Genomic DNA, 13,021 nt, shown 5'->3' on the forward strand with positions numbered 1-13,021 from the left:
GCACCTGCGGTCCGGGAGGGCCGTACCGGCGCTGGGTGTCGTCGCCGGATTATCGCCGACTGACGAGTAGAAGCCCTGCCCCTCCGGGGAGGGACAGGGCTTCTGACCTGCAGTTTCAGGTGGTGCGCGATACTGGGATTGAACCAGTGACCTCTTCCGTGTCAGGGAAGTGCGGCACATTGGTTGACCAGGTAAAACGTGCAACGCCGCAGGTAACAGGCTTCTGTTCCTCTTCGGAGGGGCGGGCTCGGTGCCGTTGCTTCCGGTTGCCGTCGCCGGGTGATCGCCAGATGAAGCCAGGTGGAGGCCACGGTTCTCAACTTCGAGGCCGTCACGACTGTATCCAGCCGCCGGGATTGGCCCCGGCGGGCGTTGCGGCCGGCGAGCTCGGTCTTGCGGGCGTCGACATCGTCCAACTCCACCGCGATGAGCCGCGGCAGGTTGCTCTCGTCGTCGTCGACGACGAGGTGCCCCACGCCGAGTCGAGGGAGTCCGGTGACGATGGATCCGACTCCGGCGAGCCCGACCACGGCGACCCGCATCCGCGCGAATGCTGGCTGACCTCGGTCGCCGAACAGGCGGGTCTGGCGGTCGTGCCGGGCGTCGCTGGCCGTGACCGGGGCTGGTGCGGGGGCGAGGCGGCGGAGGTTACCGCCGGGATGACGACCTCTGAGAGCGTGCGGGGGTGCCGTCGGTAAGCCACAGGTCACCTGCCCCGGGTCTGGGCTGGTTGGCAAAGACTCGCTAATCGCGTGTTGGCTTGTGGGAGTTGATACCCCCGGTGAGATTCCGGCGGCAATCACACCAATCGTCCTGCCCGACGGACTGCTGATCCGGGCCGACTTGCAGCTGGTGATGGAGCGTCGGCCGCGGGGGAGTGCGCGGTGAGCGCGGTGGGCAGCTTGGAGTTTTCGGCGGGGTGCCACCCATGCGGTCGGGCCCTTGAGCGGTGGGTTTGCGTTGAGACGTTGGTCGTTGAGGGCAGTTTCTGGCTCGAGGGTCAGGGTGGGCGGCCATGATGACCGTCCCTGCCCGCGGCTCGCTGTCCGATTCGGCGGTCGTCGTCCGAGCTGTATTGGTGATCATGGGGACGGTGGTTGGGCTGACGTTCCTGTTCGGCTTTGGCAACGTCCTCAGCCTCGCACTCCGTTTGGGTGTGCCGGCCTGGGTGGCGCCGCTCGTCGCGCCTGCGGTCGACCTCTCGATCCTCGGGCTTCTGCTGGGTATCAGGCATCTGGCCCTCACCGGCACGTTGCCTGATGTGCTACGTCCGGCTCGCCGGCTGTTGATCTTTGCGAGCGCAGTCACGCTGGCGCTGAACGTGGCGGAACCACTCGTGGCGGGGGAGTACGGCAAGGCGGCGTTCGATGCCGTTGGTCCGCTGCTGCTGATCGGTTGGGCGGAGGTCGGTGCCGGCTTGCTGCAAGCGATCGGTGCAGCGAGTCAGTCGCAAAGCCCTGATGTTGTCGTTGGCGTAGTCAAGGTGGCTGGGCAAGTACAGGAGAAGTTGGACAACTCGGCGAGTGCTCAGTTTGACGCTACGGGGCAGGTCGACGGTCGTCCGGTGATGGCCGTGCGCCCGCTGGAGGCGCTCTTGGACCGCGCTCGGCAAGAAGATGTGGCACATCGCGCGACTTACCAGAGGCCGATATCTGCCGACACGCTGCGGGTTCGCCTGCGGATCGGTGCCGGGCGAGCGCGCCGGCTCGTCAGGATCGTCCGTGCGGAGTGCGAGGTGGACACGTCTGCGGCCGGCTGAGGATCGCCGAGGCTCGACTGAACGGGTTCAAATACCGGTGGAATTTGAACCCGCTGGTTAATAGAACGCGTTTTGGGGTGTCGGGTGATGCCGAGTGATGTCGGACAAGACCTTTTCGGCTGGTCACTGGACATCACTTGTGTCGAACTATACCGCGTTCTGTCGTCGTGTACGAGACCTCTCGGGCACTTCTCGGGCACGTGCGTGCCGGAATCTGCCGAGCTGTTCGTGCAGGTCGATCGTGGTTCGTGGTGCGGACGGCGGGGCAAGGTGATTGCTGTGTTGAGCCCGAGCGAGGGCCGTGATCCGGTGCTCTCGGCGGTCACGCTGATCGTGGGAATCATCGTGGCGCTGACCTTCCTGTTCGGTTTCGGGAACGTGCTCACGTTGGCCCTTCGGCTGGGAGTGCCGGTCTGGGTGGCGCCGCTGGTTGCGCCTGCAGTGGATCTGTCGGTGGTCGGGCTGCTGCTCGCCATTCGGTCCCTGTCGTTGCGAGGCGCTCCTGTTGAGGTGATCCGGCCAGCGCGGCGGTTGTTGTTGGCGTCGAGGTGGGTCCGCTGTTGCTGATCGGCTGGGCTGAGGTGGGGCCGGTCCTGCTGCAGGCGCTGGCTGCCGTATCTGCCACTGGGCAACCGCCTGGCGTTGCCCAGACAGCCGACTCATACAGCGCTGCGGCGGAGCGGAGAGAAGGTGTGAACGTGGATGCTGAGTTGCTGGAGCGGGCGCGGTGTGAGGATCGGCGGCATCGTGAGCTGTATCAGCGTCCGGTCTCCGCGGAGAGTCTCCGGAAGGCGCTGGGGGTAGGGGCAGAGCGGTCGCGCACCTTGGTGAAGCTTGTACGTGCAGGGCGCAGCATCTCCGCGTAGGGCACCTTCAGGACGCGGCGCTCGGACCGCAACACTGACCCCTGTTCGCAAGTTGATCGAGTTGGGGGACTGCGCGACCAGGTCGTCGACTTCGCCTGCTGTGACCGTACTCGGGCCCAGCTTCAGGTACGGCTGTTCGCATTGTCGGTCAGTAAATGGCCTGGTAGGTTCTGCCCGCCGGATAAAGTCGGCCGGATGGCTCAGCAGTCGGGGAAGGCCAGCAGGTGTTGTGGCTTCCCGGTGAGCAAGGCGAGTCACCCTTGGTGAAGGTGTTGGCAACAGAGTGGAATCGGTTATTCCACAGGGGAGCTGGCGATCCGGTACCAGTAGCCGTTCGGCGTAGCGGACGGCATCGAGGTAACGAGCATCTCGCACGAGATACGGACGTGCTGACCGCAACTTCTGGGGCCCGGTGTTTGCCTGCGTGTCAGCGCGAGTCGGCGAACCGTTCTGGTTGCCCTCGATCTCGTCGTGGCCTTGAGGGTTCGTCGGTGCGGACGGCGGCGGGAGACAGAAGCCGAAACCGGATCGGTCCAGAGGATGTGCTCGTCGCCGGACCGGGCGTGCCGCTCCGGGTGCCGTCGGCGCACGGTCGTTGCACCGCAGGTACGGGAACGGCCGTGACTGGTGTCGAAGGTGGGGTGGCATGTCGGACGGGTCGGTTCGGAACGCGTAGCGTCGGGGAACTCGCCGACCGGTTCCGAAGGTGGAGTCGGCGTGTCATCTCAATAATCGGGATGCTGGCTTGGCTGCCTGTCCCATTGTTGAGAAACTGCCTGGTCATCCAGAGGCAGCGCTCGCTGCGGACGCCGAGCGAGGATCGCAACCGGCTCAAGCGGGACGACGAGCGTACGGTGGACATCCTCGTCTGCTGTCACCGGGCGATGAAGCCGGACGGCAAGCTCCTGTTACTCGAACGGGTGGTTATCGGCGAGCCGGATCTGGCGTTTGCCCTGTCGGATCTAATAATGCTGGTCGGCACCGACGGCCGTGAGCGCACCGACGCTGGGTTCTGTGCCCTGCTCAGCCGGGTTGGCCTATGCGTTAACGCGTTCACGCCGGTGCTGCACGGCCTGCACGTGATCGAATCCGTGCTTGCACAGGAGGCTTGACCCGGCCGTCGCCGGGTGATTCAGTAGCGCCGTGACGGCGCTGGTGGACATGCTCGACGAGGCTGCCGAGGGATTCGGCGGCCTCGTCCGCACAGTGGCGCCGGGCCAGTGGCGGTTACCTACGCCGTGCCCGGACTTCACCGCCTTGGCGGTTGTCGAGCACGTGGTGGAAAGCTTGACCCAATACGCCGATTTGGTGAACATCAACCGCTTTGACCCTGACGTGACAGTTAAACTCGCAGACACTGACGTGTTCGCCGCGTACCGTGCGGCGGCCGTGCGAACGATCAGTGTGTGGTCACGGGACGGCGTGATCGCGGCCGAGCACCCGATGCCGTGGGGGCTGATGCCCGGCCGTGACCTGTTCGGCTATTTAGTGCTGGAACACGTGGTACACGGCTGGGACCTGGCCACTACTACCAGACAGCACATCCCTTTCAGTTACGAGCTGGTCCGGGCAGTGGACGCCATAGCCCGTGACCATAGCGAGCAGGTCCTGCGTCAGCCGTACATGTTTGCTGCGCAGGTGCAGGTGCCCGGCGACGCGCCCTTGTTGGACCGCTTGATCGGCTTCCTCGGCCGTAAGACCTCGGCGGTGGACTGACCTCCTCCGGAGGGAGTAGACCACCCTCCGTTTCTCCTCCGCGCGGTCGCCGTTTGGCCGACCAGCGGGCGATGCCGGATGAACCTGCGACTGAGAGGCTCTTCCCAGTTCGGTGGTGCGCGCAGCGCCCTGGCAGGAAGGGGATCTGCAGTGGCAGCGACCGACAGCGGCAGTACCGCGGCGGACGAGGTCGGGGACCTGCTCCGCGCGGTGGGGACGACGGTGCTGGCGCGGGACGGGGCAACGTCCTTCGGCGAACTCGGTGTGGACTCACTGGCCCGTTTGGAGATCTCCAAACGGGTGCAGGACCGCTACGGCAGCGACATCGAGGAACTGCTGACCGATAACACGACGCCGGTCGCACTGGGGGAGATCATCGGTGGTCTGACTGCACGGCGACGGCCGGCCCGCACTGAGAACCACGTGGAGATCGCTGCCCCGATCGGCTATGTGTGGGCCGCGGTCAACGATGTGCGCCAGTGGCCCGAGCTCTTCACTGAGTACGCCGCGGTGGAGATACTGGCCGAGGGCGAGAGCTGGGTGACCTTCCGGCTGACCCTGCACCCCGACTCGGACGGAGTCAGCTGGTCCTGGGTGTCGCGCCGCCGCTGGAATCGGAACGACTGGACGGTTCGGGCGTGGCGAATCGAGCGCGGCAACTTCGAGTTCATGCGGTTGCGCTGGACGTTCGAGCCGCTGGCTGAGGACCGCACACGGATGACGTGGGCGCAGGAGTTTCGGGTGAAGCCCACCGCCCCGCTAGGCGACGCCGAGATGGCCCGCCGGATCGATACGAATTCCGTGGCCCAGATGAATTTTATCGCCCGCCAGCTTGAACAGCGCAGGCACGGCCGACGCACGTGGGACGACACGCCTTCCGTGCGCGGGCGCGGTGGTGACATGCGGACACTGATCGGACCAGCGGCTTGCGGATCGGCGTACGGCATCAGCGGATTCGTCGAGCTAGCGCCCGGCGAGCGGATCGCCGAGCACCTGCACCCCTACTCCGAGGAGCACCTGCTCGTGGTGTCCGGGCAGGGCGAGATCGACGTGGACGACACGACGATCGCTTTGGGAACCCGGCAGGGGCTGCTGGTACCACGCAACCGGCGGCACCGGCTGCGTAACACCGGTGACGAACCGCTGGTGGCGGTGTTCGCGCTGAGCCCGCTTGCGCCGCGACCGGAACTCGGACACGTGGACACCGAGGCCGGAGCACAATGATGACGCGTCGCACCGCCGTGACCGGCATCGGCGTGATCGCGCCAGGCGGCCCGACCCGAGAGGCCTTCTGGCAGCGTGTGCTGGCTGGCCGCCCGGCGATCCGCACGATCACCGCGTTCGACCCGTCGCGCTTTCGGTCCCGGATTGCAGCGGAGTGCGACGACGTGCCCGAGCTGCACGAGGACCGATACATTGCGTTGGCCTTGGCTGCCGCGGACGAAGCGGTCGCAGACGCCGCGATCGAACTGTCCGGACTGGATCCATTCACCATCGGGGTAAGCATGGGCACGGCCGTCGGCGCATCGCTTCGGCTGGAGGAACAGTACGCACTGGCCAGCGGCAACGGGCGGACTTGGACAATGAACGGCTCACGCGTGGCAGGCGACCTGTATCCGGCACTGGTGCCGTCCAGCCTTGCCGCCGAGCTGGCGATCCGTCTGCACGCCTGCGGACCGGTCATGACAGTGTCCACAGGCTGCACGTCCGGCATCGACTCTATCGGCTTAGCCCACGAGCTGATCTTGGACGGCGAAGCGGACTTCGTGGTCGCCGGCGCGTCCGACGCGCCGATCACGCCGATCACTGCAGCCTCGTTCGACGCCATCCGCGCCACCAGCCCGCTCAACGACGACCCGGCGAGAGCCTCGCGGCCGTTCGACGCCACCCGGGAGGGGTTCGTGCTCGGCGAAGGCGCGGCTGTGCTGGTGCTGGAGGAACTGTCGGCGGCACGGCGGCGGGGTGCACGTATCTACTGCGAGTTGGCCGGTTACGCCGGTCGCGCCAATTCGTTCCACATGACCGGCCTCAAACCGGATGGATCCGAGATGGCCGCGGCAATCCGAGCCGCCCTCCAGCTCGCCGGCCTACGCCCAGAGCAGATCGACTACATCAGCGCGCACGGCTCCGGCACAAGACAGAACGACCGGCATGAGACCGCCGCTTTCAAGCTGGCCCTTGGTGACCACGCCCGCCGCACGCCGATCAGCTCGATCAAAGCTGTGGTGGGGCATTCGCTCGGTGCCATCGGGGCCCTTGAGATGGCCGCCTGTGGGCTGGCGATTCGCGACAGCATAGTGCCGCCTACCGCAAACCTGCGGACGCCGTCGCCCGAATGCGACCTCGACTACGTGCCGCTTGTCGCGCGACGGCACCCTGTCCGGCACGCGCTGTCGGTCGGCAGCGGATTCGGCGGCTTCCAGGCGGCGATGGTGCTCTCCGAGCTTTCCGGCGGTGACTGGTGAATCCGAACCCGATCGTGATTACCGGCCTGGGCGTCGTTGCGCCGAACGGCATTGGTACCCAGCAGCAGTGGAAGGCCACGCTGGCCAAGCAGAGTGGCATCGCGCCGCTGTCGGTCGATGTGCGAGGTACGTCCGGGCTGCGGGTCGGCGGCCAGGTGTCCGGGTTCGACGCCGACCAGTTTGTTCCAGCCCCGCAACGGGTACAGACCGACCGGTGGACCTGGTTCTGCTTAGCCGCCACCGAACTCTGTTTCGCCGATGCTGACCTCGACCTCAACCTCGTCGATCCCTGTTGCCTGTCGGTGGTCACGCCGAGTTCCACTGGCGGCAACGTCTTCGGTCAGCGGGAGTTGCAGTCGCTCTGGTCGAAGGGGCCACGGGCTGTCTCCGCCTACCAGTCCATCGCCTGGTTCTACGCCGCCAGCGCCGGGCAACTGTCCATTCGACATGGTTTGAAAGGCCGCTGCGCCGTGACCGTCGCCGACGGCGCCGGCGGTCTGGCCGCCGCCGGCGCAGCCCTACGGATGCTGCGCACCGACCCGGGCCAACGGATACTCGTCGCCGGCGGCGAGGCGCCGTTCTCGCCGTACTCTATGGTTTGCCACCAACAGCGGGCCGATCTGAGCAGATCGGAGGACTACGAGCCCTTCCGCACACCCGCGACCGGTGGTGTGCTCGGTGAGGGCGGCGCAGCCCTGCTCCTCGAAACTCTGGAGTCGGCGACTGCGCGGCGTGCGCCCGGTCACTACGCCGAGTTGGCCGCTGTGACCAGTACCCACGATGCCTACGACCAGAGCCTAGCGCCGCCCAACCCTGATGCTCTCGCCGTGGCGATCAGCCGCGCTCTGACTCGAGCCGACGTCATGCCCGATGAGGTCGATGTAATCTTCGTCGATGGCAACGGCGCCGCGGACTGGGACGCCCTGGAGATCGCAGCCCTGCGGACTTGCTTCGGCCATCGCTTCGTCGAGATCCCCGTCGCGGTACCCAAAACCATGACCGGCCGTCTCAACTCCGCTGGCGCCCTGATGGACCTGTGCTGGGCCGCGCAGGCCCTGGCCCATGACATCGCACCCCCGACCCTGGGCGACACCGCTGGCCCGCTGGCAGTGGTGGCCGAGCCGTGCTTCGCAGCGGGGTTGAACACCGCACTGGTCATTGCACGGGGTGCTGGCGGTTTCAACGCAGCGGCCGTGCTCAAGTCGGTTGGGTGCCGAGCATGATCACAGCGGGCGGCACAGCGACGATCATCGACCTCAGCATGCCGGTGACGAACCTCCCGTTCGACCCGGGCGTGGTCCGGATTGAGCCGTGGACGCATGCCGAGGGCCCGCGCCGGATCGGGCGGAAGGCGGCCTTCGGCCGGCACTTGCCCTTCGCTACACGGGTGCGCCGTGCGGTCGGCTATGTAACGGGCCGTCGGCGTATCGACGAGCGCAGCTTCCCGGACGGGCTGTTCCTGGGCAATGAGTTCCTGACGCTGTCGGTGCACGCCGGCACTCACATGGATGCACCGTTCCACTACGGACCGGACTGTGAGGGCAGCGCTGCCAAGCGAATCCACGAGATCCCACTGGAATGGTGTGTCGGTCCTGGCGTGCTGCTGACACTCACTCAACGCAAGGCCGGTGAGTCGATCACCGTCGATGACCTCGCCGGCGAACTGGCCCGCATCGGCCACGAGCTCCGGCCCGGGGAGATCGTGCTTTTGCACACCGGATCGGACCGGCTGTGGCCGACGCCCGCCTACTTCGGCGGACACCCAGGCATGACCGTACCTGCCCTGGAGTTTCTGCTGGACCGCGGAATCAAGGTGATCGGCACCGACACCGCCGGGTTCGATCTGCCGGCCGGGGTGATGATCGAACGCTACTACCGCACCGGCGACCGGGCGCATCTGTGGCCGTGCCACTTGTTCGGCCGCCGACGCGAATACCTGCAGATTGAACGGATGGGAGGGCTCGACCAATTGTCGCGGCCCACTGGCTTCACCGTGTGCTGCCTGCCGATCAATGTTCGAGACGCCGGAGCAGGTTGGGCGCGGCCGGTCGCCCTCGTGTCCGCTGACGCCAGTGAGGGATGACATGCGTGTCCTATTGATCGCCACCAACCGGGAGGCCCGCCCGTCCTACGCGGTGCCTGCGGGAGTGGCCTACCTGCAGGATGCCCTGCTCGAAGCGGGTCACGAGCCGCGGATCCTGGACCTGTGTTTCGAGCCGGACGAGCGGCTCGGGCCTCTGGTCGCCGACACCGTGCGGGAGTTCGCCCCGGCACTGATCGGGGTGTCTATCCGCAACGTGGACAACGAGACCTACTTGCGGTACCGGGGCAATCTCGGTGACGTCCAGATGGTGATCGCGGCTTGCCGGGACAACTCGGCCGCCCCGGTGGTGCTCGGCGGCTCGGCATTTTCACTGATGCCGACGGAAATCATGAAGGTGCTGGACATCGACCTCGGCGTGGTCGGCGAGGGCGAGCCTGCGATCGTGGCGCTGGCCGACGCCATCGGCAAGGGCGAGCCGATCGACAGCGCGCCAGGCCTGATCCGGCTGATCGACAACGAGTTGGTTGCCGCCGAGCCGGCGCGCGTCGCCGACCCGGCCAGCATCCGGGCCCCCCGTACGTTCATGCCTGATCCGCGCTACTTCAGCACAAAGGTTGTCGGACCACAGCCGACGTACGGCATCCAGACCAAGCGCGGCTGCACCTTCCGCTGCTCCTACTGCCCGGTCCCGGCGATCGAGGGCAAACGCTTCCGACTGCGCTCGCCGCGCGAGATCGTGGACGAGATGCGGCAGGTACGAGACCGGGCCGGGGTGCGGCGGTTCTTCATCACCGACAGCATCTTCAACCTTCCCCGGCGCCACGCTATCGCCGTGTGCCGCGAGCTGATCAACGCTGACCTCGGCGTGGGCTGGATGGCCTACACCAACCCGCTGCAGTACGACGACGAGCTGACCGACCTGTTCAAACAGGCCGGGTGCGAGACCTTGAACTTCGGTCTGGATGCCGGCTGCGACGAAATGCTCACCAGCCTGCAGAAGGATTTCAGCCGCGCGGACATCCTCAACGCCACAGCCTGCGCCGATCGATCCGGGCTCCGCATCGTGCATTCGCTGCTCCTGGGCGGCCCCGGCGAGACCGTGGAAACCGTCAGGTCCACTCTGGAAACTATGGCCCTGTGCCGGCCGCACGTGCTCACCATTGCCTTCGGTATCCGGCTCTACCCCCAGACCCCGCTGTGGCAGGCTCTGGGAACGCCGTCCGACCGCGTGGACATGCTCATGCCGCTGTTTTACGTCGACGAAGCGCTCGGCGGGGACGAGTGCACGCAGATCCTTCAGCTCATCAACACCTTCATCGCCGATCACCCGGAGGTGATGGTGCGGATGAACTTCGATCAGAACAAGCTCGCGACCGAGGTGGCAGCCAGTTCGCTGCGTGTCTCCACAACACAGAGGTGAGTCGATGACAGTAACTCGGAAACCCGCGCTGCCGTTCCCGGCGCGGGATCGCTACCCCATCATGTGCTATCCGATGCCGTGGGCCTCGCCGGATCATTCCACTGTCGCCGACCAGATGGGGCTGGACGCACCGTCCCCGGCCCGTGGCCTGAAGGCGATGTACATGCACATCCCGTTCTGCCAGTACTTGTGCGGGTTCTGCCCGTTCGTCAAGTACAAGCAGGACACTGAGCGCATCCGGCAGTATCTGATCAACCTCAAGCGCGAGATGGACAGCTACGCCGCCGCGCCGTACTTCGGTGGTGCCGCGTTCGGCTCGCTCTACATGGGCGGCGGCACCGCCAGCATTCTCGAACCGGAGCAGGTAGCCGACGTGGTCGGTCACGCGCGGCGCGTGTTCACCTTCGCCGACGATGCGGAGATCACACTCGAGTGCAGCCCGATCACCGTAACCGAGGACAAGCTCCGGCAGGTGGCAGCGGCCGGGGTGAACCGGGTCAGCTTCGGCGTGCAGACGTTCGACGACGAGATCGGCCGGGCCAGCGATGTCGCTCAGGACGGCGACACCTCGCGGCAGGTGATCGGCTGGGCGCGGTCGGCCGGCATCGAGCACGTCAGCATCGACCTGATCTACAACCTACCTGGCCAGACTGTTGCGCACGTTCGATCGGACATCGACAGCGCGCTGGCCGTCGGGGTCAAGCAGGTCACGATGTTCCCGCTGTCGGTGATGCCCCACACGAAGCTTTTCCGCGACGTCAACGAGCGCAAGGTAGCCCGTATCGGCGACCTCGACCACGAGCTGGAGCTGGCCCGTGCCGCCACCGACCATCTCGGCGAACTCGGCCTGGTGCAGACGTCCGTGCCGGACTTCTCGCTTCCCGAGGTCACCTACCGACACGCGCGTATCCATTTCGAGCAGTTCGAGGACCTACTGGGCCTGGGCGCCGGCGCAATGGGCACGGTCAACGATTACACCTACGTCAACGTGGCCGAGCTCAAACGCTATCGTGAGCTCACCGAGCAGGGTCTGCCGCCGATCAACGCAGGTCAGCAGACGCCCGAGTCGGAGAAGCCCCGCGCCACCATGGCGATGGGCCTGCGCATGCTCGAGGTTAAGCGCGCCACCTTCGTTGCCAGGCACGGCGCGCAGCCCGAGGACCTGTTCGGCCCGCTGCTGGCCGGGCTTGTCGACCGGGACCTGATCACCGTCGACGACGAGGGCGTGCGGCTCACGTCCACCGGCACTCTGTTCGGCTACGACGTGGCCAAGGCCTTTTACTCCGAGCAGATCAGAGCCGTCGGGCAGAAGCTCGCCGAATCGCTGGCCCGTAAACGAGACGTGATCGACCTGGAACTCAATGCCTCTGGAGGTGCCGCGTGAGCACGCCGACCATTCCCTACGCCAGCCGCGAACGGATTTGCGTATCGCACTACCCTCTGCCGGAGACCCCGCCGCAGCAGTCCAGCCTGGCCGCGTTGATGGAGCTTGACCAGCCGAACTCCCGGCCGGGTCAGAACGCGATGTACGTGCACATCCCGTTCTGCGACAAGATCTGCAACTTCTGCCCGTTCAACAAGCAGCTGATGGACGAAGCCAAGATGGACGCCTACCTGCTGAGGTTGAACGCCGAGGTTGCCCGCTACGCCGGGACCAGGCGGGTGTCATCGATGACGTTCGGGTCGCTGGCGATCGGTGGAGGCACGCCCAGCTGCATGACCGCCGGCCAGATGGCCGGATTCCTGGAACGTTGCCAAGACAAGCTGCGATTCGCAGACGACGCGGAGTTCAGCATCGAGGGAAACCCGTCCAACTTCACCTACGAGAAGCTGGTGGCTGCCCGCGCAGCCGGTTGCAACCGGATCAGCTTCGGCGTGCAAACGTTCAACGATTCGTTCGCGGCCACGCTGGAGATTCCGCAGGAGCCGGAGACATCGCGAGAGGCGACTCGACTGGCCCGCAAGGCAGGCTATGACAATGTAGGCATCGACCTCATCTACAACCTGCCGGGTCAGACCGTCGAGCAGTGGCGAGCCGACGTGCAGGAGGCCATCGACTGGCGCTACGACCACGTCACGCTGTTCTCCTTGATCATCCCGCCGTTCACGCGGCTGCACTCACTGATCGACACCAGCAAGCTCGCTCGCCCCGGCGACCACGAGCACGAGGTGACGCTGTACCGGTTGGCATCCCAGATGCTGCGCGATGCCGGCTACGAACAGTACTCAGTGTATGACTTCGCCCTTCCAGGAAAGATCAACAAGCACGCGGTGCTGTACTTCTCCGAGCAACGGGACTTGCTGGGCGTCGGCGCCGCCGCGTTCGGCTATCTGGGACGGTACATGTACGTCAACAAGGGTCCGTTGGCCGAGTACGAGGGCTGCGTGGACGACGGCGGATTGCCGGTGCTGATTGGCTCCAAGGCTGACCGCGGCGAGGAAATGTGCGGCCAGATGGCCAAAGGGTTGCGTCTGTTTAGCGTGGACCGACACATGTTCCGGGAGCTTTTTGACCGCGATGCCGTAGATGTGTTCGCAGATCAAGTCGCCCGACTGACCGCTCAGGGTCTGCTCACCGTTACCGATGACGCGATCGCACTCACGGAAGAGGGAGTTTTCTGGGGTAACAACGTCTGCCGCGAATTCTTCTCCGAGCGGTTCGCCCAGGTCGAGGCCATCCCGCGGGAGGTTCTCGCCCGTGGCCGGTTACTCAAAGAGGGACAGAAGATGCCCAAGCGGTTGGACCGCTGA

Annotated in this window: 12 protein-coding genes; 11 read left to right on the forward strand and 1 reads right to left on the reverse strand. The window is 65.9% G+C overall.

The genetic code is table 11. The features are described from left to right. Positions 1-161 precede the first annotated feature (161 nt). A complete protein-coding gene (locus OHS58_RS10155; protein WP_328648038.1) occupies positions 162-542 on the reverse strand; it encodes a hypothetical protein in 381 nt (126 codons plus the stop codon). Positions 543-1,018: 476 nt separating this feature from the next. Between OHS58_RS10155 and OHS58_RS10160 the strand changes: the two genes are divergently transcribed. The 11 genes from OHS58_RS10160 (at position 1,019) to hemW (ending at position 13,021) form a co-directional block, all read left to right on the forward strand. Next, positions 1,019-1,759, forward strand: a complete 741-nt coding sequence (locus tag OHS58_RS10160) for a hypothetical protein (protein WP_442875559.1) — start codon at positions 1,019-1,021, stop codon at positions 1,757-1,759. 204 nt (positions 1,760-1,963) lie between these two features. Next, a complete protein-coding gene (locus OHS58_RS10165; protein ID WP_328648040.1) occupies positions 1,964-2,326 on the forward strand; it encodes a hypothetical protein in 363 nt (120 codons plus the stop codon). A 1,036-nt stretch (positions 2,327-3,362) separates the two neighbouring features. After that, a complete protein-coding gene (locus OHS58_RS10170; protein WP_328648041.1) occupies positions 3,363-3,737 on the forward strand; it encodes a methyltransferase in 375 nt (124 codons plus the stop codon). 31 nt (positions 3,738-3,768) lie between these two features. After that, complete coding sequence (locus OHS58_RS10175) at positions 3,769-4,341, forward strand: TIGR03086 family metal-binding protein (RefSeq protein WP_328648042.1); 573 nt, start codon at positions 3,769-3,771, stop codon at positions 4,339-4,341. Between the two features lie 150 nt (positions 4,342-4,491). Further along, positions 4,492-5,565, forward strand: a complete 1,074-nt coding sequence (locus tag OHS58_RS10180; RefSeq protein WP_328648043.1) for a cupin domain-containing protein — start codon at positions 4,492-4,494, stop codon at positions 5,563-5,565. Beyond that, complete coding sequence (locus OHS58_RS10185; protein WP_328648044.1) at positions 5,565-6,806, forward strand: beta-ketoacyl-[acyl-carrier-protein] synthase family protein; 1,242 nt, start codon at positions 5,565-5,567, stop codon at positions 6,804-6,806. Before OHS58_RS10180 ends, OHS58_RS10185 begins: the two co-directional genes overlap by 1 nt. Next, positions 6,803-8,029: a beta-ketoacyl synthase N-terminal-like domain-containing protein gene (locus OHS58_RS10190; RefSeq protein WP_328648045.1), complete on the forward strand. Its 1,227-nt coding sequence runs from the start codon at positions 6,803-6,805 to the stop codon at positions 8,027-8,029. Before OHS58_RS10185 ends, OHS58_RS10190 begins: the two co-directional genes overlap by 4 nt. Further along, entirely contained in the window at positions 8,026-8,889 is an 864-nt protein-coding gene (locus OHS58_RS10195; protein ID WP_328648046.1) for a cyclase family protein, read from the forward strand. Before OHS58_RS10190 ends, OHS58_RS10195 begins: the two co-directional genes overlap by 4 nt. Before the next feature lies 1 nt (position 8,890). Then, positions 8,891-10,270, forward strand: coding sequence for a B12-binding domain-containing radical SAM protein (locus OHS58_RS10200; RefSeq protein WP_328649787.1), 1,380 nt, complete (start codon positions 8,891-8,893; stop codon positions 10,268-10,270). Positions 10,271-10,274: 4 nt separating this feature from the next. Then, entirely contained in the window at positions 10,275-11,654 is a 1,380-nt protein-coding gene (locus OHS58_RS10205; protein ID WP_328648047.1) for a coproporphyrinogen-III oxidase family protein, read from the forward strand. Then, positions 11,651-13,021 carry a radical SAM family heme chaperone HemW gene (gene hemW, locus OHS58_RS10210; RefSeq protein WP_328648048.1) on the forward strand — a complete coding sequence of 457 codons (1,371 nt, stop codon included), beginning with the start codon at positions 11,651-11,653 and terminating at the stop codon, positions 13,019-13,021. The genes OHS58_RS10205 and hemW overlap by 4 nt, the downstream gene beginning before the upstream one ends.

Origin of the sequence: Amycolatopsis sp. NBC_00348, assembly GCF_036114655.1 — a bacterium.
GTDB lineage: Bacteria > Actinomycetota > Actinomycetes > Mycobacteriales > Pseudonocardiaceae > Amycolatopsis.

What these genes read in the sequence shown, in the direction of transcription:
- OHS58_RS10170 (WP_328648041.1), top strand. Translation starts at nt 3,363, where the DNA reads ATGCTGGCTTGGCTGCCTGTCCCATTGTTGAGAAACTGCCTGGTCATC.
- OHS58_RS10205 (WP_328648047.1), top strand. Translation starts at nt 10,275, where the DNA reads ATGACAGTAACTCGGAAACCCGCGCTGCCGTTCCCGGCGCGGGATCGC.
- OHS58_RS10160 (WP_442875559.1), top strand. Translation starts at nt 1,019, where the DNA reads ATGACCGTCCCTGCCCGCGGCTCGCTGTCCGATTCGGCGGTCGTCGTC.
- OHS58_RS10200 (WP_328649787.1), top strand. Translation starts at nt 8,891, where the DNA reads ATGCGTGTCCTATTGATCGCCACCAACCGGGAGGCCCGCCCGTCCTAC.
- OHS58_RS10155 (WP_328648038.1), bottom strand. Translation starts at nt 542, where the DNA reads ATGCGGGTCGCCGTGGTCGGGCTCGCCGGAGTCGGATCCATCGTCACC.
- OHS58_RS10185 (WP_328648044.1), top strand. Translation starts at nt 5,565, where the DNA reads ATGACGCGTCGCACCGCCGTGACCGGCATCGGCGTGATCGCGCCAGGC.
- OHS58_RS10195 (WP_328648046.1), top strand. Translation starts at nt 8,026, where the DNA reads ATGATCACAGCGGGCGGCACAGCGACGATCATCGACCTCAGCATGCCG.